Origin of the sequence: Cryobacterium sinapicolor, from assembly GCF_004403465.1 — a bacterium.
GTDB classification, from domain to species: domain Bacteria; phylum Actinomycetota; class Actinomycetes; order Actinomycetales; family Microbacteriaceae; genus Cryobacterium; species Cryobacterium sinapicolor.
On record NZ_SOGQ01000081.1, the window covers coordinates 1 to 24230 of the forward strand.

The 24230-nt window shown below is 61.9% G+C and carries 21 protein-coding genes; 2 read left to right on the forward strand and 19 right to left on the reverse strand.

All coding sequences use genetic code 11. From position 1 onward, the window contains the following. Positions 1–444 precede the first annotated feature (444 nt). Both E3T28_RS14480 and E3T28_RS14485 read right to left on the reverse strand, forming a co-directional pair. Complete coding sequence (locus tag E3T28_RS14480) at positions 445–1989, reverse strand: HNH endonuclease signature motif containing protein (protein WP_134432605.1); 1545 nt, start codon at positions 1987–1989, stop codon at positions 445–447. Positions 1990–2454: 465 nt separating this feature from the next. After that, positions 2455–4764, reverse strand: coding sequence for a HelD family protein (locus tag E3T28_RS14485; protein ID WP_134432607.1), 2310 nt, complete (start codon positions 4762–4764; stop codon positions 2455–2457). 171 nt (positions 4765–4935) lie between these two features. On the opposite strand from E3T28_RS14485, the gene E3T28_RS14490 reads away from it, so the two are divergent. Both E3T28_RS14490 and E3T28_RS16985 read left to right on the forward strand, forming a co-directional pair. After that, positions 4936–5490, forward strand: coding sequence for a hypothetical protein (locus tag E3T28_RS14490; protein ID WP_134432609.1), 555 nt, complete (start codon positions 4936–4938; stop codon positions 5488–5490). Positions 5491–5708: 218 nt separating this feature from the next. Next, entirely contained in the window at positions 5709–5855 is a 147-nt protein-coding gene (locus E3T28_RS16985; protein ID WP_166787050.1) for a hypothetical protein, read from the forward strand. A gap of 85 nt (positions 5856–5940) precedes the next feature. Here E3T28_RS16985 and E3T28_RS14495 read toward each other — a convergent pair whose 3' ends face one another. From E3T28_RS14495 to E3T28_RS14575, 17 genes are all read right to left on the reverse strand, one after another. After that, positions 5941–6987, reverse strand: coding sequence for an LCP family protein (locus tag E3T28_RS14495; RefSeq protein WP_241979368.1), 1047 nt, complete (start codon positions 6985–6987; stop codon positions 5941–5943). Continuing rightward, positions 6984–8297, reverse strand: coding sequence for a UDP-glucose dehydrogenase family protein (locus E3T28_RS14500; protein WP_134432613.1), 1314 nt, complete (start codon positions 8295–8297; stop codon positions 6984–6986). The genes E3T28_RS14495 and E3T28_RS14500 overlap by 4 nt, the downstream gene beginning before the upstream one ends. Positions 8298–8440: 143 nt before the next feature. Further along, a complete protein-coding gene (locus tag E3T28_RS14505) occupies positions 8441–10294 on the reverse strand; it encodes a DUF4012 domain-containing protein (RefSeq protein WP_134432615.1) in 1854 nt (617 codons plus the stop codon). A gap of 519 nt (positions 10295–10813) precedes the next feature. Continuing rightward, positions 10814–12115, reverse strand: a complete 1302-nt coding sequence (locus tag E3T28_RS14510) for a hypothetical protein (RefSeq protein ID WP_134432617.1) — start codon at positions 12113–12115, stop codon at positions 10814–10816. Then, the gene (locus E3T28_RS14515) at positions 12112–13302 is read right to left on the reverse strand and encodes a glycosyltransferase (RefSeq protein ID WP_134432619.1); all 1191 of its coding nucleotides are present in this window, start codon (positions 13300–13302) and stop codon (positions 12112–12114) included. Before E3T28_RS14515 ends, E3T28_RS14510 begins: the two co-directional genes overlap by 4 nt. Positions 13303–13352: 50 nt before the next feature. Next, positions 13353–14474 carry a glycosyltransferase gene (locus E3T28_RS14520; RefSeq protein WP_166787051.1) on the reverse strand — a complete coding sequence of 374 codons (1122 nt, stop codon included), beginning with the start codon at positions 14472–14474 and terminating at the stop codon, positions 13353–13355. Beyond that, positions 14458–15819: a lipopolysaccharide biosynthesis protein gene (locus tag E3T28_RS14525; protein ID WP_134432623.1), complete on the reverse strand. Its 1362-nt coding sequence runs from the start codon at positions 15817–15819 to the stop codon at positions 14458–14460. Before E3T28_RS14525 ends, E3T28_RS14520 begins: the two co-directional genes overlap by 17 nt. Then, entirely contained in the window at positions 15816–16310 is a 495-nt protein-coding gene (locus E3T28_RS17825) for an acyltransferase (RefSeq protein ID WP_134432625.1), read from the reverse strand. Before E3T28_RS17825 ends, E3T28_RS14525 begins: the two co-directional genes overlap by 4 nt. A 13-nt stretch (positions 16311–16323) precedes the next feature. Next, positions 16324–17454 (reverse strand): non-hydrolyzing UDP-N-acetylglucosamine 2-epimerase, encoded by a 1131-nt coding sequence (gene wecB / locus E3T28_RS14535; RefSeq protein WP_134432627.1) that lies wholly within the window; start codon positions 17452–17454, stop codon positions 16324–16326. Beyond that, positions 17451–18554 carry a polysaccharide biosynthesis C-terminal domain-containing protein gene (locus tag E3T28_RS14540; RefSeq protein ID WP_134432629.1) on the reverse strand — a complete coding sequence of 368 codons (1104 nt, stop codon included), beginning with the start codon at positions 18552–18554 and terminating at the stop codon, positions 17451–17453. Before E3T28_RS14540 ends, wecB begins: the two co-directional genes overlap by 4 nt. After that, complete coding sequence (locus tag E3T28_RS14545; protein WP_134432631.1) at positions 18555–19610, reverse strand: polysaccharide biosynthesis protein; 1056 nt, start codon at positions 19608–19610, stop codon at positions 18555–18557. Further along, positions 19607–20872, reverse strand: coding sequence for a glycosyltransferase family 4 protein (locus tag E3T28_RS14550; RefSeq protein ID WP_134432633.1), 1266 nt, complete (start codon positions 20870–20872; stop codon positions 19607–19609). The genes E3T28_RS14545 and E3T28_RS14550 overlap by 4 nt, the downstream gene beginning before the upstream one ends. Continuing rightward, positions 20866–21876, reverse strand: a complete 1011-nt coding sequence (locus E3T28_RS14555) for a 3-oxoacyl-ACP synthase III family protein (protein WP_166787052.1) — start codon at positions 21874–21876, stop codon at positions 20866–20868. Before E3T28_RS14555 ends, E3T28_RS14550 begins: the two co-directional genes overlap by 7 nt. Continuing rightward, positions 21870–22550 carry a ketoacyl-ACP synthase III gene (locus E3T28_RS14560; RefSeq protein WP_134432635.1) on the reverse strand — a complete coding sequence of 227 codons (681 nt, stop codon included), beginning with the start codon at positions 22548–22550 and terminating at the stop codon, positions 21870–21872. The genes E3T28_RS14555 and E3T28_RS14560 overlap by 7 nt, the downstream gene beginning before the upstream one ends. Further along, positions 22547–23191, reverse strand: a complete 645-nt coding sequence (locus E3T28_RS14565) for an acetyltransferase (protein ID WP_134432637.1) — start codon at positions 23189–23191, stop codon at positions 22547–22549. The genes E3T28_RS14560 and E3T28_RS14565 overlap by 4 nt, the downstream gene beginning before the upstream one ends. Beyond that, positions 23188–23952: an SDR family NAD(P)-dependent oxidoreductase gene (locus E3T28_RS14570; protein ID WP_134432639.1), complete on the reverse strand. Its 765-nt coding sequence runs from the start codon at positions 23950–23952 to the stop codon at positions 23188–23190. The genes E3T28_RS14565 and E3T28_RS14570 overlap by 4 nt, the downstream gene beginning before the upstream one ends. Continuing rightward, the gene (locus tag E3T28_RS14575; RefSeq protein ID WP_134432641.1) at positions 23949–24182 is read right to left on the reverse strand and encodes a phosphopantetheine-binding protein; all 234 of its coding nucleotides are present in this window, start codon (positions 24180–24182) and stop codon (positions 23949–23951) included. The genes E3T28_RS14570 and E3T28_RS14575 overlap by 4 nt, the downstream gene beginning before the upstream one ends. Between the last annotated feature and the right edge of the window lie 48 nt (positions 24183–24230).

Here is a 24230-nt window from a genome sequence, read left to right on the forward strand (position 1 = left end):
GGGCGTGGCGGGCGCGGCGGGCGTGGTGCGCGCGGCGGGCGTGGTGCGCGCGGCGGGCGTGACGGGCGTGGCGGGCGGACACGGGCGCACGGGCATCCGTCGTGACGTTAACTCGGTGATTATCGCGACACGCCGAGTGTGACGGCGCGGGGAACGGCGTGTTGCGCAAAAGCCCTCAGTTAGCGTGGGGCACGCATGCTGCCGGCCGGGTTTGGAGCATGGCTCGCCGGGTTTCGACGAGCTCAACCGCCGTGTTCGGCAGGTCGCTCGCTGTCGTGAACTCACGCACCCGTTGGTCGAGCCTGTCGAGACCCTGGTGGCCCGATCCCGGGGACTATGCACCCGTTGGTCGAGCCTGTCGAGACCCTGGTGGCCTGTCTCCGGGGGACTCACGCACCCGGTGGTCGAGCCCGTCGAGACCCTGGTGGCCTGTCTCCCGGGGACTCACGCACCCGGTGGTCGTGCCTGTTGAGACCCTGGTGGCCTGGCCCGGTGGTTGCCCGTGGTCCGCCAGGTTTGGGTTGGGTCGTAGCAGAGTGGTGCCCTGACCTCGGGTTTGCCTTTCACCATGCGGATCTGCCAGCCGGAGGTGTCGATGCTGTGGTGGTGGTACCAGCAGAGGAGCACCCCGTTGTCGATGTTGGTTTTCCCGCCGAGGTGCCAGGGGATCACGTGGTGTACCTCGCACCAGGCCGCGGGGATGGTGCAGCCGGGGATGGTGCAACCCCCATCGCGGGCGGCGATGGCGCGGCGTTGGGCCCGGGTGAAGAAGCGTTTCTCGGTGCTGAGGGTGAGGACTTCGTTGTTGGGGCCGAACACGATTTCCTGGAATCCGCCGGCGCAGAGGGCCTGCTTCACACTCGTCAACGAGATCGGGGCTTCGACCCCGTCGATCCAGCCCACCCCGCGGTCGGCGGCGAGGTCGGCCTGGTTGACGTGGATCATCACGGTGGGGGCGGCTCCGCCCATGGTCGGGGTTCCCGCATCGCGGGTGGCGGCTTCGAACACGCCGCGGAGGATGTCGGCCCGTTTCTCACCACCGTTCCGGTCGTCACTGTGGGCCGCGGCCTCGGCACCCGGGATCAGGTCCCCGGCGTCCATCCGCGCCTGTTCCTCCTCGGTGGGGAACGCGGGGGCCGCGTGCGCGGAGAGGTAGGTGTCGAAGATCGCGTTCATGATGCCGCGCAGTTCCGCGGTCACCCCGCCGCGGAGTGGGTAGAGGCCGTCGCGGAGGAGTCCGAAGCCGACGGTGCTGCGCGGTTCGGCGACGGGTTCGTTCGGGGCGGTGCCGTCGGGATCCAGGCGCGCCAGCCACTGCCCCGCCATGCCCCGCACCAGATCCGCGGGGAACGCGAACCCCTCACCGGGGAGCCCGCTCGTTTCGTCGGTGATCGCACCCGTCGCACTGGCCACCAGGGCACGCTCCGCGGTGCCCAGATCGTCCGGCGCGACCCGGGCAGCAACAGTGTCGAGGGCAGTGACGATGTGCTCCGCCGCGTCCACACCAAGCGAACCGGCGGTGAGGGCAGCCGCCACGGCCGGGTAATACGGCGGCAGCATGCTGGTGCCGGCCAGACGCGGGGTGACATTCTCGCCCAGGCGCACCCGCCGGTTCGCCTCCCGCGAGGAAACACGGGTCAGGCGGGTGATCAGGTCCGTTCCATTGGTCGCCCCGTTCTTATACGCGAGGGACTCGTGGCCCAGGATGCGCCGAGACCGCACCGCAATGTCGGCAGCGGATGCAACCCTGGCCGCATCGACCCTACGGCCGAGGTCTTCGACCGTGCCGAGCACCGCCATCGCCTCCGCCTCATTCAGGAGAGAGAAGGCGACCGAATCAAGCACGGACGCGGCCAGATCACGCGCCTGCTGCAGTCGCTGCACAAGGGGCAGCTGCACGAGGGGCTGTTGCACGAGGGGCAGTTGCACGTTGGAAGCCACCGCCTGCGGTGAGGTGGTGGGGTGGTGCGGAGTGGGGGCTCCTGCCATACCACTATAGTAAACGTGTTCTAATCTAGGGTCAATAGGTGCTGATTATTCATCGTAAGTAATTTGGTCAGCGTGGTGCAGCCTTGAAGTCGGCCGCGCATCGGTATCCGTAGTTGTAGCCGTCATACGCCCGGCCCTCTAACGAATTCGACGGAGATTTTGCCAATTTCGAGCCGAAACGGATGTTTTGGGCCGGGTTTGAGCAAAATCTCCGTCGAATTCTTTCGGCCGGGGGTCCGTGGCCGGGCTCGGAGACCGGGTCGCCAGGTTTCGACAGGCTCAACCACCGGGGGGCGGGTTTAGAGACCGGGTCGCCGGGTTTCGACAAGCCCAACCACCGACAAGCCCAACCACTGCGAAGCCCAACCACCGACAGGCTCAACCACTGCGAAGCCCAACCACTGCGAAGCCCAACCACTGCGAAGCCCCACCACCGCCAAGCCCAACCACCGCCAAGCGACGAACCTACAGCCCCGCGGGCAGCGGAACGGTAGACACGAGATACAGCCGCTGCGTCGGCCGCGTCATCGCCACGTACAGCGCCCCGGCCCCGCGTGAAGACGCGGCCACGATCCCCGCCGGGTCCACCACGATCACCGCGTCGAACTCCAGCCCCTTCGAGTCCTGTGGGGTGAGCACCGCCACATCCCTGAGCAGTCCCGCAGCCCCGACGCCGACGCTGACGCCAGAGGAACCGAACTCAGCCACCAATGAAGCAACAACCTCGGCCAGCAAGTGCTCCAGCACGATCACTGCAACGGTTCCCCCGAGGCCAAGCGAACGTTCCCGCCGAAAAGCCGAAACAACATCCGGAACCGTTTCAATCGGCCACTCGCTCGCCCGCACCGACCGCGCCGGCGTGATCGGCAGATCATGCGCCACTGCCATCGACTCCGCAGCCGAAGCGATCTGGCTCGGCGTGCGGTAGTTCACGGTGAGCTCCTCGAGCCGCCAGCGCGACTCCTCCTGCGACCCGGAGAGCAACGGTTCGAGAGCGTCGCGCCAGTTCGAGGCGGCCGCGGCCGACGCCGCCTGCGCGATGTCACCCACGATCGTGAACGAACGCAGCGGGCCGCGCCGCAGCACCAGCCGCCACTGCATCGGCGACAGTTCCTGCGCCTCGTCGACAACCACGTGCCCGTAGGTCCAGGTGCGGTCGAGGGCGGCACGCTCGGCCGTGGTGGCCCGGTCGCCCAGCTCGGCGAAGTTGTCGGCGAGCGCCTTGGCATTCACCAAGCCCTTCACCTCCATGTTGGAGATCGCCAGCTCGGCGTTCTCCACGTCGCGCTTGCGCTGCTCCTTCTGCTCGCGCCGCTGCGCCGCGTCGACCACGCTGTACTCGCCCAGGTGCTCGGCCGCCTCGTCGAGCAGCGGCACGTCCGAGATGGTGAATTCGGCATCCCGCGGGCGGTGCACAAGCGCGCGCTGCGAGGGTGTCCAGGTGGGGGTGAGCTGCGCCAGCCACTGCGGACGCGCATAGAGGTCTTGCACCAGCTTCTCGGGCGTGAGCGGCAGCCAAGCCGTGTTCAGCGCCACCCGCACGTCGTCGGCCAGGCGCAGGTCTTCGCGCAGCATGGGCAGGTCGGTGTCGTCCATTGATCGGCCCTGGGCCTTCAACTGAGCGAGCCACTCCCGGGACAGCGCGGCCAGCGCGTGCTTCACGAACGTCACCCGGGCCTCGTTGTGCGGCTTGCCGCCGGCCCGCGCCCGGTGAATCGCGGTCTCGATCAGCTGCGGCTTGAGGGTGAGCCGGTCACCGTTCACGACCAACACCTGCGCCGCAGCCGGCACCCGCTGCCGCGAGCGCACGGCGCGCTGCACGAGCCGGGCCATCGAGGTCTGGCCCTTGATCGCAGCGACGGCCGGGGCATCCTCTCGGGTCGCCTCGATGCCCGGGTAGAGCTGGCCCACGGATGCGAGCACCACCCCGGTCTCCCCCAGCGACGGCAGCACCGCCTCGATGTAGTTCAGGAACGACTCCGACGGCCCCACGATGAGCACACCCGAATTCTTCAGCCGATCGCGATGCGTATACAAGAGGTACGCCGCACGGTGCAGGGCCACGGCCGTCTTGCCGGTGCCCGGCCCGCCCTGCACAACGAGCACACCCTTCAAGTCTGAACGGATGATGCGGTCCTGCTCCGCCTGGATCGTCGACACGATATCGCTCATGTGCCCGGTGCGCTGGGCGGTGAGGGCGGCCAGCAGTGCGCCCTCCCCCTGGTGCAGGGTTGCCGAATCACCCTCGAGAAGGGCGGCGTCGAGGATCTCGTCCTCGATGCGCACGATGTCGCGGCCCTTCGACAGCAGATGCCGGCGGGCCCGGGCTCCGAGTGGCGTGGCCGCGGTGGCCTGGTAGAACGCGCTCGCCTGCGGCACCCGCCAGTCGAGAAGGATGGGCTGCAGGTCTTCGTCGCGCAGTCCCAGCCGGCCGATGTAGCGGTAGACGGAGGCATCCGTCGAGCCGGAGGAAGACGAAGAGGAAGACGAAGAGGAGGAAGACGAAGAGCCAGACTCAGACTCGTCAGGGTCGGCGGCCACTTCGAGCCGGCCGAACGCCAGCCGGTCGTCGACCTCGCGCAGCTGCACGATGCGATCCTCATAGAGCCGCGCGAACGTGTCCCGCTCGGAGCGGGACTGGTGGTTGCCGCCCACGTCGAGCCGTCGCACGGCCACGAGCTGCTGCTCGGCCTCCCGCTGCAGCGCGTCGAGACGCGCGTACAGGTTCTTGACATACTGCTGTTCCCGCTGAAGCTCCTGGTCGACCACGTTCACACCCCTTGAAATCCGATCTTCAAGTTTACTCGGCTCCGAACAGTCGCCCGACTCGCAAAAAACAGCAACGCGATCAGCAGCGGGGCCTCTAGGCTTACTCCGCGTGGGGGTGTTCTGCGCACGGACAAGGCGCGCCGCCGAAAAGCAGCGCCCATAACACTTGGGGGCGGCATGCTGCGCAGATCGAATCGTTACAGGGGCCGAGCACTCGCTGGAGCCGCCCTGATCGCCGGCGTGCTGATCGTGAGCGGATGCGCCGGCGACTCCGAGGCACCGGGCGGCAGTCCGAAACGTGCCGAGGAAACCACGACCACCCGCACCGTCGATGCGGCCATCGCCGCCATGGACCCCTCGCTGATCGACCACGTCGACCGGGTGATGAATAGTTTGGTGGGCTGCCTGGGCCCCGACGGTAGCCCGCAGCCCGCAATGAGCGCCTGGCAGAACATGCGCTACGTCTGGCTCAACAACGGAACCGAGTCCGTGGCCGTGGCCGACGCGTTGGTCACGAAGAAGGAAGAGGCCGGCTGGACCACGGCCGCGACGGGCAACGACATCGCGAGCGCGGAGTCCGGCGGTGCGAGAACAGTGACACTTATTCCGGCGGGCGACTCCGACGATGCACCCGGGCTGAGAATCTCGACCGGGTCGAACACGGCGGTCCCTCCCGTGATCTACCTCAGCTCCACCAGCACCTGCTTCGACAACACAGCGCTCCTGCCCTAACACCCGCACCGCGCAGTGCACTTCTGATCGGGCGCGTATTTGTGAGGACACCGCGCCTCGGGGCACCTGCCACCGGATGTCTTCCAGACACCCCCACAAGGCCGCCGCTCCACCACGTGATTCTCCGCCATCTGGCGGAAGCCAGCCGGTGCACGCCCACCCCGTTTTGGGGACACCGGATCGTGCTTCACGCCATCACGCGCGCCATAAGCTGCAATGTGACCAAGATTCGCCCCGAGCAGATGGGGCACAAAGTACTGCTCCGACGCGGGCGAAGCTACAAGCGACTTCAATACGCGTTTCTTTTCGTTGCGGCCGCCGCCGCGGGAATCGCCGGTTTTGCCGCCATCACGATGACGCTCTAGCGACACTGCGCTGGTTCTTCGCACGCAGAAGGTTTGGGTCCCTCGGGGCGTCCGGGCTCCCATCGTGCAACGTGGCGCTGGCCCGTCAATCCATCGTTTGCAACTCCGGCTGGTACGCGTCGAGGGTGTCCGTCTGGAACCCCTGCTGCACTTCCTTCAGCTTGTCTTGGTCGATCACGACGATCGACTGTCCGTCGGGTGAGGTGCCGGTGCCAGTCGTCGGCAGGGTGAAGAACGTGACGTCGCCCACGCGCACATCGCGCAGTCCCACGGCTAGCCCGGCCACGTAGGCGGAGTTCAGCCCGTCGTCAACGGCGAGGTAGGGAGCAACCGCCCCGACGAGGCCGCTGATCCTGGCGGGGTTGGTGAGGGTTTCCGCCGTCAGCGACTTGCCCAGTACAGCCTTGATGAAGGCCTGCTGGTTGCGGGCCCGCTGAAAGTCGCCGTCTGCGAATGCGTACCGTTCCCGCACGAACGCCAGCGCTTCCGTGCCGTTCAAGGATTGGGTTCCCTCGGCGAAGTAGCGCCCCGGCAGCGCAGACGAGTCAAAGCCGACCGGATTGTCGATGTCGACGCCGCCCAGGGCATCCGTGATGCCTTTAAACCCGGTGAAGTCGACGATGGCCACATGGTCGATGCGCGCACCGAGCAGACCCTCGATGGTCTGCACGGCCAGGGGAACCCCGCCATAGGACATGGCGGCGTTGATCTTGGCCTCGCCCTCACCCGGAATGTCGACCCAGCTGTCACGCATGATCGACATGACGTAGATGTTCTCGCGGTTCGCCGGCACATGCACCACCATGATGGTGTCCGAGCGCTGCCCGGTGAGGTCGGCGATGGACCCGTCGTTCGCTCCGCGTGTGTCTGAGCCGAGTAGGAGGATGTTCTGACCGGTTGCCCCGTTACCGGTTGCCGGGTCACCGGTTGGCGCCGGCGGCCGCGACGCCTCGTCGGGGAACACGTCGGGGATCTTCACGGTCTGGCTGTCGAAGGTATTACTGAGAGTCCAGGCGTAGATACCCGCGGCCCCACCGACCAGCAGAACAACGGCGGCGATGGCAATGAGGGCAATTCGCCACCCTCGGCGTTTCGGCCGGATTACCGGCGCGCCAGACGACTCAGCGGTCACGGTCGCCCCAGCCCTAGGTAGATCCAGCCGGCGGCGCGCCAGGCTGCGGCGTCGAGGGTGTTGCGGCCGTCAATGATGATCGGCACGCGCACGAGCGCGGCCGCCCAGACCGGGTCGATCTGCTTGAACTCGGCCCATTCTGTGACCAGCACGACGGCGTCGGCGGCGCGCAGGGTCTCCTCGATGCTGGTCGAATAGGTGAGCTGCGGATGCCGCAGACGCGAGTTCTCAATCCCCTGCGGGTCGGTGGCCATCACGTCGGCGCCGAGGCCCCGCAGTTGCACGGCCACATCGAGGGCCGGCGAGTCCCGCACGTCATCGGAGTGCGGCTTGAAGCTGAGCCCGAGCACCGCCACCTTGGCCGTGTAGACGGGCTTGTCCAGGGCCTGCAGGGTCATCGCGACGACCCGCTGGCGCTGCCGCATGTTGATCGCGTCGACCTCCTTCAGGAAGGAGACCGACTCGCCCCGGCCGAGTTCTTCGGCGCGGGCGGTGAACGCGCGGATGTCCTTGGGCAGGCAGCCGCCGCCGAACCCGACGCCGGCGTTCAGAAAACGGCGGCCGATGCGGTTGTCGAACCCGATGGCGTCAGCCAGCTCGGTGATGTTCGCACCGGAGACGTCGGCGATCTCACTCATGGCATTGATGAAGCTGATCTTGGTGGCCAGGAACGCGTTCGCGGCGACCTTCACGAGCTCCGCGGTGGCGTAGTCGGTGACGATCAGCGGCGTCTGCGCTGCCATGGCCGAGGCGTACACCTCATTCAACTGTGCCGCGGCATGTTCGCCGGCCGCGCCCGCCGGCACCCCGTAGACGAGGCGGTCGGGGCTGATGGTGTCTTTCACGGCGAACCCCTCCCTCAGAAATTCGGGGTTCCAGGCCAGGCTGGCCCCGCAGCCGGATGCCTCGATCACGCCGGCCAGGCGGGCGGCGGTGCCGACCGGCACGGTGCTCTTGCCCACAACCAGGTCACCAGCGGCAAGGTGAGGCAGCAACGACTGCACAGCCGCGTCGACGTAGCTGAGGTCGGCGGCGTGGCTGCCTGCTTTCTGCGGGGTACCGACACCAATGAAGTGCACCTGCGCGCCAGCAGCATCGGCAATGTCGGTGCTGAAGCGCAGCCGGCCCGACGCCATGGCCGAGGTAAGAATCTCGGGCAGGCCCGGCTCGTAGAACGGCGGTGTACCAGCGGCCAGCTGGTCGATCTTTCGGGCATCGATATCGATGCCCACCACGTCGTGGCCCAACTCGGCCATCGCCGAAGCGTGCACGGCCCCGAGGTAGCCACAGCCGATTACGGATAGTTTCATATCGTCTTCACCACGCCTGAAGCCTAGCCTCGGGCAGCAGTCGAGGTGGCCCATCCCCCTCCTTTGGGGGCGCAGAGCTGAAATTCACCAGTCTGCGCAGCGATACTCGCCTTCAGCATCGGCCTGATGCATCGCCGCGACAGCTACCCCGCCGCGACGGTGGCGCAGTCGAGCGGGAGATCCGAGATTGTCGTGGGATTGACCATTGGCGTGACCTGAGCCTCGAGTGCCTTCTTGTCTGTTCCGGCCGCCACCACGTCAAACGCCATCTTCGACGTGGCGCCGGGCTCCATGCTCACGATCAACTTCGCCACCGGGTAGTCGGTGTCATGGAACGATTCGAGCTGCACGGCAGCCCCGTCAACAGTCGCTCCCACGATCTGCGAACCGGGCGGGGCGTAGACCATGACGATCATGCGCTGCACACCAGGCTCGAGCTTTTCCCGCACAAACGTGCCCAGAATCGACGGGCTGATGGATGTCGCCGCATCGGCCGGCAGGTCGTTGGTGAGGTCGATGCCGACGCGATACGACGCCTTCCCATCGGCCCGGCACGCAGCCTGACCGAGGCGGACGGACTGCTTCAAGTAGTAGTTCATTTTCGAGCCGACGTTTTCCTGGAAGTAGACCCCGACCCGATCGGTCTTCCTATCGCTCTTCGGCAGGGAGCCATCCACCCCGAGAGACTCGAAGATGGCTTCCTCTTCCTGCTTGGGGCTCCACATCAGCACCCGGTGCTCGGTCGCGGCCTGGGTTAGGGCCGACAGCACCACCTTTGGGTCTAGATCTCCGCCCAGAAGCTGATCGAATGTTCTTGTGACGATCTCCGCATACACGGCGTCCTGGGCCGCATTGTCCGCCCCGATATCATCAGTGTTGTAGCGCATATAGACGCCGTTCAGGAGCAAGGGCACCAGAGTGTCGCTCGTCAGGACGTCGCCTGTCGACAGCGGAATCGGAGCGGTCCCGCGCAGAAGGTACCCCAGCGCCACAGGGTCGATGGATATCACCCCATCGATTTCTGTTCCGAACTGCCGTTTCCACATCTCCTGCGCCGTCTCCGCCGCGCTTTCGAAACTGGGCCGCACTGTGAGGTTTGACATTGCGCGGCCATACTCCGAGCCATACAGCGTTTCAACACCTTCCGGCAGAGGAACCACGGATTCCTGGTAATAAGCGAAGTTCTCGAATCCCGCCGGCACGGCGTCACCCAGCGTCACGCGACCCTTGTCCATCGTCAACAGGGCGAACGACAGCGATGTGCCACCAAGTGCGCGAGCTTCAGCGTTGTTTTGGAACACGATGACGTAGTTGCGTGGGGCACTCCCACCAAGGGCACCCGGAACAGCATCTACTACCTGACTAGCCGACACCAGTCTCGGTGTGATAGTCCCCAGAAAGCCGCGGAATTCGTCCACGGCTGCGGTGACCTGTCCGACGGTCATGGTGGTGTCGAGGTCGCTGACCCGCTTGTCCGCTGCCGCGAACACTGTGCTGGCGTGGTTGAGGGCTTCACCCGCTGCAAGGATCGGCTCAAGATCGATGGCGCCGTCGACAGGCTTTAACGCCGCCGGATTCAGCGTCGCTGCGGTCGCCGCCAACGGGACTGCCGCTCCACGGACCACGTCATCGGCGGCATCGGCCAGGTTTCGCACAGCTGCCAGATTGGCCCCCGCAAACGGGACGAACTCCGCGGTACGCCACACCGGATCGTCGGTCAATTCCCGGGCGCGGGAGGTGTGCCCAGCCATGCTCTTCACCGATGCCGACACCGACGCCGAGTCCCCCGCCAGCAGCTGCGTCTTAATCGTGGAGGCCAACGGCAGCGCTGCTTCCAGTTCGGACTTCGCCTGCAGCCCCCGACCCCCCACCCAGGCACCTGCAACCATGACAACACCAACGACGACAACCACCAAGAACCACCAGCGGCGGTAGAACCGAGGCTTGCGGCACTTGGCGGCTCTCTGGGCACCCGATCGGTTGAGTTTTTCAGTCACAGTATTTATTGAATCAGGTCGAGACCCTGCGAAGAAACTACAGGCGCAGCCGGGGACTTCGGCTGGCTGGCCACTGGCAGGCCAGCCAAGCACGGGGGCCGGGTGACGAATGGTCCTCCCGGATGCCACGGCGGCGGTGATTCGGCAACATCTTCGAGTCCACGTCCATCGAGCAGGCCGGCGACGACCCTTCTAGTGGCGTTGCGCCTTTCGCGCAGGTTCTCCCCGGCGCGGGTGGGGGCCACCTGCGAGGTGATGTTGCGCGGGCCGATCCGATCACCACGTTACGCGCACCTGCGGCCGAGCTTCGACGCCGGGGAGGACAAGACCGGACACGTCCCCGACGAGCCGGAGGGCGACGACGGGTACGTCCGTTCACGCCCCCGGCGACACTCGATGACCCGCGCGGAGACCTAACGAAAGCTGCGCGAGACGAATGCATGCGAGCTGTTGGAGGCGAACGATACCGCGCTTAAAGTCCATATTGAGTTTCGGGTTGCCGAACGCCCACTTTTTCTCTCACGAGGCCAATGAATCCGAGAGAGTCCGAGAACCGAGGTTCTCCGCTCTGCCATCATGACTTACTGCCGCAGGTCTGACGATCACCCACCAAACGAGGACGAAGATCAAAAGCAAAGGGCTGACCGGCGACAGGAGCCATCCTTCAAAAGAACTGTGAACAACAGCAGCCAGCGAGAACCCGACGGCCTGTACTCCCGCAGTGCGCGCGTGCCATATAAGGGCCACCCAGATTACCAAGACCGCGATCAAACCGCCGAAGCCCGCGTACGCCAACGCACGAAGGGGACTGCTCGCGATCTCAGACTTCTCGTTGGCTAGGCCAATTCCGACTAGCGGAGAGGATCGAAAGGCATCAAGTGCTCCCGTGAGTGTGACCGACCGGGATTTGTCCCCTCGAAATACACCATCGAGAATCGAGAGGGCATTCGGCGACACCATTGCTGCAACTGCGGCCGCACCCGCCGCCCCAAGGACGGCCAGGACGACAGTGACCGAGAGCCGGGAGAGAACGACAAAGAATACGACGATCGCCAACGCCAGCAGGCTCGCTCGGCTCGACGTCCACAAAAGAACAGCACCTACGAAAAACAAAAGAATCAACTTCGTCCAAAGACGCGGCACAACAATCATGGCCAGCGAGCCGAGCAGAAATGTGTAGAACCCGAGGGTGTTTGCGTTTGGCGTGAGGCCCCGCAGCCTCACCCCGGCCACCGCCACTTCTGGTGTGGTGAGACCGTACACAAAGGAGGCGATGACCAGGAAACCAAGAGCAAAGATGACTGAAACGGTGACGATTTCACGTGGAACAGCGACTGCTGTCACGACGACCGCGATAGCCAGCAAGATCAACCCGAAACCATACAAAATGAACTGGATCCACTGCCCGTGAAACGCTGCGGCTAGCAGCAGAAAAACGAGGAGCGACCCTACGACAGATGGAAGCCACGAACGCAGGGCTGCGGCGTTCATTTTCTTGTCAGTAACGAAGCTGCTTCGGCCGAATACCTGCACTAGACCCGATAAACATAGGAACCCGATGCCGACAACTCGCAGCGAGACAGACACGGCCGTGCTTGTGGTGAAGACCGACGCCGACAGGAGGATGAACAGAACCCCCGCCGCGTACGGCGCCCAGGCACGCACCCACGGGCTCACGACAAGTGCAACAAGGCAAGCAACGCCGACAAGAAACGACACCGACCCGACCACGCCCGATGCGGCCTGCCAGCCCACAGCGGTGGCAGCCACCGCCACGCCAACGGGGGCGAAAATGCCGCGCTTCCACTCTGAAGCGCTCAAGACGCGGATCCTTCCACCCGAACAAGTCGTGAGCCCTTTAGGTGAGCTAGTTGGGCGAAAACGTGATCTCCCTTTTCTGTCGTGCTCCAAGCGTCGAACGCTGAGCCTGCAGCAATCCGACGCTCCTGAATCTGGTCATTCGAGAGCTCCGAGAAGGCTCGGATGGCAGCGCTCCAATCATTAGGGTCCCGGCTGCGGAGAACAGTTCCACCCGCCACGTTGAGGACATCCGACCACGGTGTCAGGTCGGAGCAAATCACCGGGCAACTCACGGACAGAGCCTCAGCGATAACGTGGCCAAAATTCTCTCCGGCGGTCGGAAAGACGAAGACATCACCGTCAGCAAAAACCTCGCGCACGGCGTCCGGGGAGATTGAACCGTGCGTTGTGCAGATGACATTCATTGGCAATTCGGCGATCAGGCGCTCACATGTCCGCACGTAGTCCTCGTCTTCCGCATTGCCGTAGATGTCCAAGAGTATCGGTGCACTGGTCAGGACCAGGCTTCGAAGCAAGACATCGAGGCCCTTCATTGGGTTCAAGCGGCTGACAAACAGGATCCGTAGGGGGCCGTCCACGCGAGTTGCATGTGGCTTCTGAGCGCTCAGCGGGAGCGCCGTTTCATCCTCCCGAACGAGAACGGTCGCTTTGTCACCGAATAGAGCCCGAATATCTGCCTCTTCTCGTGCCGAGGAGGCGTGCCAAACGACGCGGCGATGAAGTCCTATCGCTTTGTGCAAAGTTAGGAACGCCTGCTTCTTGGAAGCGCGGAGCGCCAGGGCCCCCTGCCCGAACTCCCCCCGAGGGGCGAGTAGCACTCGGGCTCCTCGCCAGAAGCCGAGTAACCCTAGAATTTGTGGGACGATCGAGAAATTTGGATTGAAGAAGCTATTCAAGTAGATGACGTCAGGCCGCTCGTTACGTACCGCTCGCAAACCCCGAAAGTACAGCCGAATCGATGTTGGAGTGGCGTAGTACACGGAGACCCCGTCACGTTCCGACCAGGTGTTTCCCTTGACCAACAGTGGCGTCAGTTGATGCATGTCTCGGTCTGAGGTGTATACGAACGTTCGCGTGTCTTGCGGTGCCGAATCGACCAGGGCTTTGATTGTCCGAATAGGCCCGCCGCCAAGCGTCGCGGGAGGGAAGAGCGGCGCGAAGACCGCAAATTGAGTCAACTTATTCATGATTTCCCTCAATTATTCGGATCGAGTCTGATCTGCGGGCCTTGGACACGTCACACAGATTTGTTCCACGGTGCGGGCAAGGTCGGCGTTCCCTCTTCCCGCGATACCGTCCTCCACAGATACTCGGCAGCGGCCCTCGGCGAGATGGCCTCATTCGCCCAGTCGCGTAAGGCCGAGCGAGCATCTGCTGTTGTTGGGCTTGAACTCCACCGTCTGCCCAGCGCCTGCGCGATTTCATTCGGGCGGCCAGCTTGAATAACTTCACCCTGAAGGTACGAGCTCACGAAGTCAGACGAACCGCTGGTGGCGCTCACGATGACGGGGGTTCCGGCCATTAGCGCTTCGCTTACCACCGCTCCCCAACCGTCGTACTGGCTGGGCAAAACAAGCACGTCGCAGACAGCAAGCGCGTCTCTCAGTTTGTCGTTGGCCAGCCGAGGGACGAAATTAACCCGACCGCTGAGATTTAGTTCATCCACATCAGCAAGAATCGCTTCCCGAAGTGGCCCGTCTCCAACCATCGTGAGATGCCAGGACCCTGTGGGTGTCAACGCCAAGGCCTGAACGAGCGATCTCGGGTCCTTCCGGTCCGTGAGCGTGCCGATGAACATGACGCTGGGCTGCGCTACACGTGTAATGACAGTGTTCCCAGATGGCCGGTCTACGAAATAGCCGAACGAGGCTATCTTGTCGGATTCACAACCGAGCCGAGCGAATTGTTCTCTTGCGAGAACTCCACAGGCAAAGAGTGTGTGAACGTGCTGCCAGGATCGACTGCGAAGCGCGAACTTCAGGCTTCTTAACCGCCCCCTGGTCCCTCGCGGGTCCCATGGCTCCGTGATGATCGCGACATGCCGATGGTGTCCCTGACTGAGGACTTTCATTGCCGTGCTGATACCGGGGTAGGCGTTCACGCCCGAGAAAATGTGAGCCGTGGCATCACGATTTTCTCCGACGATGTCTTTGATCTCGCTCAAGGACGGCTTGACGACCAAATCCGCGTCCCCATAGTCGATTCCCTCCCAGCCCATCGCCAGCCGGTCTGAGGAGACGTCACCCGCAACTACAACAAGGACGCGCTTGCCAAGGCCGGACGTCAGGGCGCGCATCAGAGGCGCCTGGTGCAGTGAGGGAATGTTTTGCCAGAAAACAAGGTCATAGTTTTTGTGCACGGTAGCTCCTTGCCGCCAATATTGAGATTGCGGCAGCCGCCACAAGGCTGGCGTAGGCAACCACGTCGCCAGGAAGCGCATAAGCAGCCGAAGACAGTGCAATCGATGCGATAGACGCCGCAAGGACCGGCAACGTAAGAGCCAACCCCACGCTCATCACCAAAAAATAGCCCATGAACCCCAGAGCTACGCCCACAGCGGCACCCGGCGCTTGAAAGACCGCAGTGAGGCCGACCGTGACCAACAAGCCGGCAAGGGCAGTGGCACTAGTCCTTCGCGCCACACGGGCTGCCTCGAACTTGAACTGGTGCCTCCAGCTCGAAATCTGTCCCATGGACGCAAATGCCGTCGCCATGATCAGCGGGGCGAGGACGCGTCCATCAGTGAATTCTTTTTGAAGGACTAAGTGAAGGAGGAAATGGTTAGAAACGTAAGTCAGGAAGATTGCAGCTAGCGCGACGCCAAGACAAAGCAGTTGGAGAGTCACGAGTTGCGCTTCCACGACCGGTCGATTCTGTTGATCCCAAGCTGCCCTCAACCGTGGGTAGGCAACAGTCATGACGAGCCCAAGGACGGCGCCGGAAGTCAACGCGGCAACCTGCGTCATGGCGGCATAACGGCCGACCTCTTCTCCTGCGGCGACCGCCGCCAGGATGAGGAGATTCCCATTCGTGAGCACCGTGAAGGCGAACGAGGCAAACGCGAGATGGAGACCAAACCGCACTGGCCACGGACGCGATGTCCACGCTGCCTTAAAACCGCGAATTTTCGGGCTGAGCACCAATGCGGCCCCGGCCGAGGCCAGCCCGGCCGCACACAGGCTGAGCAGAGGTCCATACCCAGACAAGACCATCACCAGAAGAACAGCAGTTCTCGCACCAGTCCCGGCGATTAGGTTCCACGCATATGCCCAAGGCCGACCCCACATGAGCCAGGCCGTTGAAACTAATCGATTCACGGCGATGCCAATGCCCCAGCCTGCAAATGCCGCTGCTTCCTCTGCGCGCCCCATGAGTAGACCGATGCCAAAAACCAGAACGCCGGCCAGGACGACTGCAGCTACCATGCGTCCGAGGGCGAAGGTGTAGTTGGAACGCTCGTCATTGCCACCGGGAAATCTTTGAAAACCAAGGATCACCGGTTCCGCAGCAAAGAGACTGAAATACGTTGCAATGGCGATGGCGAGAGCAACGCTTGAATATTCAGATGTGCTGAGGCTGCTCGTGAGCAGAGGCAGTTGAACGGCGGCTGCGGCTAACGAGAAGATTCGGGCGACTGCAACCGCTGTACCCGCCCCGAGCACTGCTCCCGCCCTCGCCCGGAGTGCCCGCTGGGTGATGCTCACCCAAGCTGCCTAACAATACGAGCGGGTGTCCCCGCAACGAGCACGTCGTCGGGAAACACATCCCTCACCAAGGATCCGGCCGCTACAACGACGCCACGCCCCAACACAGCTCCTCCGAGAAGAGTGACTCTCGCGCCGATCCAGGTCCCGTCACCTACAGAAATCGGAAGACTCCGGCCGGTTCCTGCGCGACGTTGTGGATCCCCTATCTCGTGACTGCCGGTGATGAAGAGCACGTCCTGTGATACATCGCAACGAGCGCCGATCGCCACTGGTGCGTCTACCGTCGACACAATCTCGCTGCGACGACCGATCCAGGTATCCGCACCGATTCGAACATTCGTGTGCTGAATGTTTACTCCTCCGTTGATGCGCGTGTTGAGTCCGACGTGTATTCCAGCCGCCCTGTAGAAGGCGCGCCTCAGACCGAACGCCCGAGTTTGTGGGAGGAGGCTTGAGAGGAGATTGGCCAAGTGAAGTTGCGCGCTCATCGGTCAGCTGCCATCACTTTCGGATACCCGCGCGAAAGTTGTGAGTGGCGACAGTGGACCGAATGAAGTTGACTGCCCGTCGGGACGTATTCGACACCTCATAGCCGGCCGGGACCGCGGCAGAGAATGGGTCTGCAGCATCTGCCAAGACCATTTCAACGGAATCCAAAATCGCTTCCTCAGTGACTCCAGCAGTGATGATCACTCCGGCATCTAAGGCTTCCGGACGCTCGATGGAGTCCCGGAGGGTCACAGCGGAAAACCCGAGGATGCTGGCTTCCTCACTGATCGTGCCGCTGTCGGACAGCACTAGCCGGGCCGACATCTGAAGTTTGATGTAGTCGTTGAACCCAAACGGAGGATGAAAGGTCAAGCCATTCTTCAGTTCAGCAGGAACGCTCTCGAGCCTGTTGCGTGTGCGTGGGTGGGTTGAGACGAGGACCGGAATCTCGTATTTTTCCCGCAACACCGATAACGCAGCGAGTACGGACTTCAGCCGGGCGGGGTCGTCAACGTTCTCCTCCCGATGGAGACTCACTAGGAAGTACTCCCCCGCGACCAGGTTTTGCCGTTCCACCACGTCGCTGGCCGCAATTCCTTCTGCGTTGCCTTCGAGTACTTCACGCATCGGCGAACCGGTGAGCAGGATCCGGGAGGGGTGGATGCCTTCAGCCAACAGGTTTCGCCGAGCGTGCTCTGTGTAGACGAGGTTGTAATCAGCAATGTGGTCTACGAGGCGCCGATTGGTTTCTTCCGGGACGTTCTCATCGAAGCAGCGATTGCCGGCCTCCATGTGGTAGACCGGAACTCGCAGCCGCTTGGCCATCAGCGCCGAGATGCAGCTATTGGTGTCGCCCAAGATCACAACGGCGTCGGGCTTCTCCAACAGGAGAACTTCCTCCGTCTTTGCCAGGATAGATCCAAGCACCTTGCCCAACGAGGATGTATCGGCTTCCAAGAAATGGTCGGGGCGACGGAGGCCTAGGTCCTCGAAGAAGACCTCGTTAAGTTCGTAGTCGTAGTTCTGCCCCGTGTGCACCAGGACATGGTCGGTGAACCGGTCAAGTCGCTTAATGGTGGCTGCGAGACGAATGATTTCGGGTCTCGTGCCAACAACGGTCAGGACTTTCAGTCTCGGGTTCATTTGTGCACAGCCTCTTCAATCGTGTCAGGTGCTTGAGGGTTGAAAATGTCATTCGTCCAGAAAGACGTGTACAGGAGATCCGCCCCCGTGTTCGCAATCTTGTGCGACCACATTGTTGGCATGTCGACCGCGACTGGTGCATCGCCTGTCACCTGAAATTCGAAAACGTCGTCGGTGAACAGCCTCCGCAGCGCAATCGTGGCGGAGCCGGAAAGAACAGTGAACCGCTCGATCTTCCGTCGATGAAAATGATCACCCCGACTGATTCCGGGTTCTGTGGTTGAAAATGAGGACTGGCCGCAACCGCCATGGGACCGGATGATCTCAAAGAACGAACCGCGCGCATCTGCATGGCGGGTCAGCTGGACCGGAGCCTGCTCGGGAAAGGCATAGGAACGGTAGGTGTTGAAAAGGTCACGGTCAAATTTCGCGGCGACGTCGGGGATCTCACCGCGACGGTAGATCGCATCCATCGCGACAAGTCGGACAAGGAGCCCGGATACAGACTCGTTCACTTCTCGCTCTCGGCTGACTGCTACGTCAACAGCGCCCGTGAGCAAGTCTGCGGCGTCCTGCGCGTGCAGAAGAGTCAATTCCTTGTCATCGTTCACCGACGGCGTCTGACCCTGAGCCAGCAGGTGGCTGAATGTCGCGGTCACCGCGTTGTAAAACGGGCGCCCATGTTCACCGAAGAGGTTGGGGAGCAGCGCATCCTGGAACTCCGCGCCCACCTCCTCCGCCGCAACCCGCAAAATGTCTGCGGCCGCCGCCTTCGCGTTCCCGTACACGCTTCCGTTCGTTGCCTGCGACGAATTCGCGTACACGATCACGGCGGGGGGATTTTCTGCCCGAACGATGGCCAGCGCGATCTGATTAGCGAATCGAGTGTTCTCTTCGCTCACTTCGGTATCCGCACCACGGTTTACCCCGGCGAGGTGGATCAGGCGCGTTGCCCCTGACACAGCCGCGGCCGCTTCAGCAACGTTGAAGCCATCGCCCACCGGAATTGTCGTCGCTTCCTGCCCGAATTCTTGAAGGGCCGCGCGGATGTGCCACCCAAGGAAGCCATGCGCCCCGGTCAGCGCAACGTGTTGCGCCATCTAGACGACCTTTTCAGGGCGAATTCCCGCTGCGGCGAGTTCCGCTCGCACCTCAGGCAGAGTCAGAAGCAGGTCCTGAATCTCACGCGAACTCATCCTTGACACAGTATGAGAGTCATAGTCCTCGTACTGCGCCTGGGCGAGGTCGCCTTGCTCGACGTAGATGCTGTAGTTGAGATCACGTTTGTCGGCATGGATGCGGAAGTAGTCCCCCATGTCCTGGGCGCGGGCCAACTCCTCACGGCTGGCGAGCGCCTCGGACATCTTCTCAGCGTGGCGCGTTCCGATGACTTCCACTCTGGCGGACGACTGGAACAGGAGGATGAGGGCCTGGGCCAGGTCGCCCATTGTGCAGGCCTTCGCCTTGCGAATGAAAAGATCGCCCTGCATGGCGTTATAAAAGGCGTACTCAACTAGATCTACAGAGTCAGCGAGGGACATCATGAATCGCGTCATGTCCGGGTTCGTGACGGTGAGATTCTTGCCGGCTGTCAGCTGACGAATGAATAGTGGGATGACCGATCCACGCGAGTACATGACGTTGCCATAGCGGACGCACGAAACAGTCGTTTCGGCATTGGGGTTGTTCAAACCGTAGGACTGCGCGACCTTCTCCATCATCGCCTTGCTCATCCCCATGGCGTTGACCGGGTAAACTGCCTTATCTGTGCTCAGGCAGACAACGGATCTGACTCCGGCGCGGTCAGCGGCTCGCACCACATTCTCACTGCCCAGAACGTTTGTTTTAACGGCTTCCATTGGGAAGAACTCGCATGATGGAACCTGTTTGAGTGCCGCCGCGTGGAAGACGAAGTCCACATCGCGAATGGCTCGTTCCACGCTCAGGTAATCCCGGATGTCTCCCACATAGAACCGCAGCCGCGGATCAGCAAGTTCACTACGCATGAGGTCCTGCTTCGCCTCATCCCGGCTCAAAATTCGCACCTCCGCAGCACCGCGGGACAAGAGGCGTTCGGTCACGGTGTGACCGAACGACCCCGTGCCGCCTGTAACCAGAATCCGTTTGCCTTCATATTTGCCCGTGCTAACTGTCAATTCTTTGCTTTCTTTGTCCGAAGTTGGGCCGCGCTTCTCAAAATCTCTTCAATTCTTTCGACGCCGGCATCACGTGACATCTCTGCCGTGTAGTAGGCGCGTGCACGCTCGCCCATGAGGCGTCTGCTGGCCGAGGACAGTGCATAGGCGCTTCTGAAGCTCGCCGCCAAAGCATCCACGTCGCCGGGCGCGCTAGCAAATCCAATCTCTCGCGTTCGGACGATGGCGCTGACATCCCCCGCGACGGTTGTTATTACTGGGATTCCATTCGCGAGGCTTCCTTGGAATTTCGATGGAATTGTTCCTCGGAAGATCTCCAGATCCCTCAGGGGCACCACCTGAAAATCCGAGGCGGCATAGATCTCATCCATGTCTGCATGCGGCACGCGCCCTCGAAAGACAATACTGCTTGCCCCGAGTTCTTGTGCAAGTCTCTTGAGACCCTCCTCGGCCACCCCCGACCCAACTATGGTCAACGTGAACCCCTCTAACCCGGTGCTTCTTGCACCGGCCCTGATCACGGTGTCCAGGTCCTGGAACTCACCAAGATTCCCGGCATACACGAGGGAGAGGCCCGTGCCGGCACCGGCAGGCCCAGCCGGGCCACCCCGCTGCTCTTGGGCGCCCCTTTCCTCGGCCCAATTCAGCACGGTGTAGACCTTCCGGCTCTCGACACCGCGATCAACGAGCATCCGCGCCATCGTCGGGGCCGTGGCAATGACAGCACTTGACCTCCGGTAAACCGCACCAAGCCAGGGGCGCAAAGACCCGTTGATGAGCCGCTTCGCCAAGCTGCCCGACACCATCGATGACCCGGTCACCGACTCCGGCCACAGGTCTTGGATGTGGAGGACGAACGGTATCCCTCGGGTGACGCGCCACAGGCACGGCGCCAATGAGGCGGTCATCTGAGTGGCATAGACATAGACGACATCGGCGTCAGCGACGAACCTGCTGGCGCCGAGCGAGCTGACGGCGAAAGAGACGTAGTTAGCAAACCGGGCGAGTGCATTTTGCGAATGACTCACCACGATCGGGACCCGGCGCACACGCACGGCCCCGTCCCATTCGTGATGCCTCAGCCGTTGCCGATATTCAGGGTACAGGCGACCTTCAGGGTAGTTGGGGTATCCCGTCACAACTCGGACTTCGTGCCCACGCTCGGCGAGACTTCGCGCGATTTCCACGGGTATTCTGGCGTGCTCTGGCTTGTAGTACTGAGTGACAATAACGATCTTCAGGGTGCTGTCAGAAATCACCATTGCACCATCAACCCTCCCCAGGACAGCCCAACGCCGAAGCCCAGAAGCATCACTCGCATTCCTGGCTGGAGCACACCTTGCTTCTGTGCCTCCGAAAGCGCGATCGGGATGGTGGACGAGACCGTGTTCCCGGAATTTTCGAGTGAGATGAAGAACCTTTCTGGAGGGATCCCAAGCTTCCTGCGGAGATGTTGGAGCATGAACGCGTTCGCCTGGTGGAAGACAAACAAGTCGACATCGTCAAGACCGAGTCCTGCCTTGTGCAGGATCGACTCCACCGTGGTCGGAACAACGCTCAAAGTGAAATTGAAGATGGCCGGGCCGTCCATGAACAGATCGAAACCGTTCGAAACCAGTCCGCGAACGTCCGTTGCCGAACTGGGAGCGATGTCCTGCCCCGGGCGACGGCCGCCGTTCGGAACAATCAAGGCGTTTCCACCAGAACCGTTCGTACCGTATTCAAATGCGTAGAGGTGTCTGGACTCGGCCGCACCAGCGGCAATAAGTGACGCGGATGCGCCGTCGCCAAAAAGTGTTCGCACGGATTTATCAGCGGAGTTGACGTACCTGCTGTAAGTGTCCGCGGTTAGCAGGAGGACGTTCTTTGCAACTCCGGATTCGACGAGGCCCTTGGCGAGCCCCAAAGAGTATACGTACCCGGAGCAGCCCAGATTGATATCGATCGCGGCAATTCCCAGCCTGAGCCCCAGCTGCCGCTGAACAGTTCTCGCAGCAGAACTCGAGAGGTCGGAACTCTGCGTGCACAAGAGCACGAAGTCGATGGCGCTGCTCTCGATGTCGTTATTATCGAACAGCGCTCGCGCGGCCATGACAGCCAGGCTTGCCTCAGACTCGGCGGCATTCGCGATATGCCTGGTACGAATGCCCGTCTTCGCAGCGATCTTGTCCACGGTCCATTCAGGAAACTGAACCGACAGGTGCTCGTTGGTCAATTCACCGGCAGGCAAGAAGTAGTCGACGGCCGCAATGCGTGCATTCACCATGTCACCATCGCTCCCGCCCAAGAACCTGCAAGATCATTTCCGACCAAGACCAGCTTGTCTCCTCTGCTAACACGCTTCTCGCCAACGGCATCCGAAAGCGCGATTGGCAGAGTCGATGAGGTTTGATCTGGCTGGTGCCCGCCCGGGTGTGCGATGGGGACGACTTGGTGGGCGAGCCAATCAAGGCCGCTCGCGGCTAGCACTGTGTCAAGACTCACGGCTGCATCAATTTCGCTTCCAAAGGCGAAGGCATCGGCACTCTCACGCCCAGGATCAGCAACGACTAGGAGTGCAGCGGCAGACCCAGACGGTGCGTTGATATCGGCGGTTATGATCATGACTGTTCGTGCTTGATCGGAGGAAATCAGTCCCTGAGCGAGTGCCAACGCGAAGACGAAGCTCAGCACCCCGCCCGCGAGATCAATGGCCCCGACGCTCGATCTCAGGCCGATCTGAGATTGAACAAGACACGCTGTGGTGGGTAACAGGTAATCCGGTGTCTGGGTGCAGAGAATCAGATAGTCGATTTCTGTTGGTTTCGTATTGCTATCGGAAAACAACTTCATTGCAACCTGTACGGCCAGTTCTGATGTGTATCTGCTGGCGCTCCCCGCACCGGCCGTATCACCGAATCCATCATGAAGGCAATGGACTGAGCTGATTCGCCCCTTCATGCGGGACGCTTTCCAACGATGACGCAAGGATTCCCAAAAGCGGTGACGCGGGGCGGAATATTCTTCAACACCAGGCTTCCTGCTCCAATGAGAGCGTCTTGGCCTACAGTCTTTCCCGGAATGACAGTCACGGCAGTGCCAAGGAAGGCTCCATCTTCAATCCTGACGTTTCCAGTCAGGTTGCACCCGGGGCTCAAGGTAACGAAGTCGCCGATGATTACGTCATGTGCGATCGTGGACCCGATGTTCACATGAACGTTCACACCAATACGCACGTCGCACGTGATGAGGACATCGGGGCAGACAATAGCACCCAAGCCCAGCTGGACATTGTCTCCGAGCATTGCGCGATCATGCACGAACGTGCCCGGTGGTGCGTTTCTCTGAGAAAGGAGCCTCGACACATCACGACGAGCTGAAGGCGCACCGATCGCGCAAATCACAAGGTCCCCTTCTGCAGGCCAATAGTCGCGCACTGTTGAAATGATCGGAGCACGTACCGGGACTGTCGGCACGTTATCGTCAACGAACACGACGCTGCCGATTTCGGAACTCTCACACCATCGCGGCGATGACTTCACCCAACTATGAACTTCGCGGCCAAAGCCGCCGGCTCCTACGATCACCAGTCGATTCGTCATTGGGCGGTATACCCTCCATCAACAGATACCGAGGTGCCCGTTATCCATCGAGATGAACTGGACAGAAGAAAGAGAATCGCGTTCGCAACATCCGAGGGTTCCCCCAACCCCAGAGGGTGCGCTTCCGTCACCGCCTGGAAGCCTTCCTTGCCGATTCTGTCGCGGATTCCCTGGGTCATCGACGTCATAACGACACCTGGAGAAACGCAGTTGACACGTATGTCCTCTCTCGCCAGTTCGAGCGCCAAGGACTTGGTCAGCGTTATTATCGCGCCTTTCGTGGCGGAGTAGACACTCACTCCAGGCTGACCAACGAGCCCGACAGCAGATGACAGAAGCACGATACTCGCCGAGGGCTTTCTGACCTGCTTGTGCCTAAATCCTTTGGCCAGCATGATGGCAGCCGCCACGTTGATGTCAAACAGCTCCTGTATTTTGGATGAGCTCACAGACCGCAAAGGGAGAGTCGAGTGACACCCCGCGGCGTGAACCAAGCCATCTAGCCCCCCTACGAGATCAGCAACTGACCGGACCATCTCGGGAATTCCGTCGATGTCCGTCAGGTCGTACGGCACGACGATGTGACCCTCCCCGGGCAGGAGTGCGGCAAGGCCTTCGAGAGCGTCCGTGCGCCGGGCAACCAACGCGATACGAGCGCCGAACGTGCTCGCCATAAGGGCTGTCTCACGGCCGATACCGGATGACGCGCCCGTCACCAGGAGCGTCTTCTGGTGAAGGTTGAGGAAGTCTGGAGAGGTCACTGGGCTTGAATCGCGACCTTGATCGTGTCGAACAGATCTGCAATCGTGAGACTCTTTGCAAGCTGCTCCGAGTTCACAGTGACCCCAAGACGGTTGTCCACCTCGGCAATAAAACTGATGTTGGCAAGGGAATCCCAGTCGATTTCATCGAGTCGGTCGGTGTACGACAATGTCCCGGACTCTGCCTCAAGGGTTTCTTCTATCAACTGCATAAATTCAATTTGGTCCATGGTGCCAGTTCCTTTTTCGTGTTGTGAATGCCGCGCTCGGAGCACGGT

Coding starts and splice junctions, on each gene's coding strand:
- E3T28_RS14480 (WP_134432605.1), bottom strand. CDS start 1,989: ATGGCAGGAGCCCCCACTCCGCACCACCCCACCACCTCACCGCAGGCG.
- E3T28_RS14490 (WP_134432609.1), top strand. CDS start 4,936: ATGCTGCGCAGATCGAATCGTTACAGGGGCCGAGCACTCGCTGGAGCC.
- E3T28_RS14500 (WP_134432613.1), bottom strand. CDS start 8,297: ATGAAACTATCCGTAATCGGCTGTGGCTACCTCGGGGCCGTGCACGCT.
- E3T28_RS14515 (WP_134432619.1), bottom strand. CDS start 13,302: ATGAATAAGTTGACTCAATTTGCGGTCTTCGCGCCGCTCTTCCCTCCC.
- E3T28_RS17825 (WP_134432625.1), bottom strand. CDS start 16,310: ATGAGCGCGCAACTTCACTTGGCCAATCTCCTCTCAAGCCTCCTCCCA.
- wecB (WP_134432627.1), bottom strand. CDS start 17,454: ATGAACCCGAGACTGAAAGTCCTGACCGTTGTTGGCACGAGACCCGAA.
- E3T28_RS14540 (WP_134432629.1), bottom strand. CDS start 18,554: ATGGCGCAACACGTTGCGCTGACCGGGGCGCATGGCTTCCTTGGGTGG.
- E3T28_RS14550 (WP_134432633.1), bottom strand. CDS start 20,872: ATGGTGATTTCTGACAGCACCCTGAAGATCGTTATTGTCACTCAGTAC.
- E3T28_RS14555 (WP_166787052.1), bottom strand. CDS start 21,876: ATGGTGAATGCACGCATTGCGGCCGTCGACTACTTCTTGCCTGCCGGT.
- E3T28_RS14560 (WP_134432635.1), bottom strand. CDS start 22,550: ATGAAGGGGCGAATCAGCTCAGTCCATTGCCTTCATGATGGATTCGGT.
- E3T28_RS14565 (WP_134432637.1), bottom strand. CDS start 23,191: ATGACGAATCGACTGGTGATCGTAGGAGCCGGCGGCTTTGGCCGCGAA.
- E3T28_RS14575 (WP_134432641.1), bottom strand. CDS start 24,182: ATGGACCAAATTGAATTTATGCAGTTGATAGAAGAAACCCTTGAGGCA.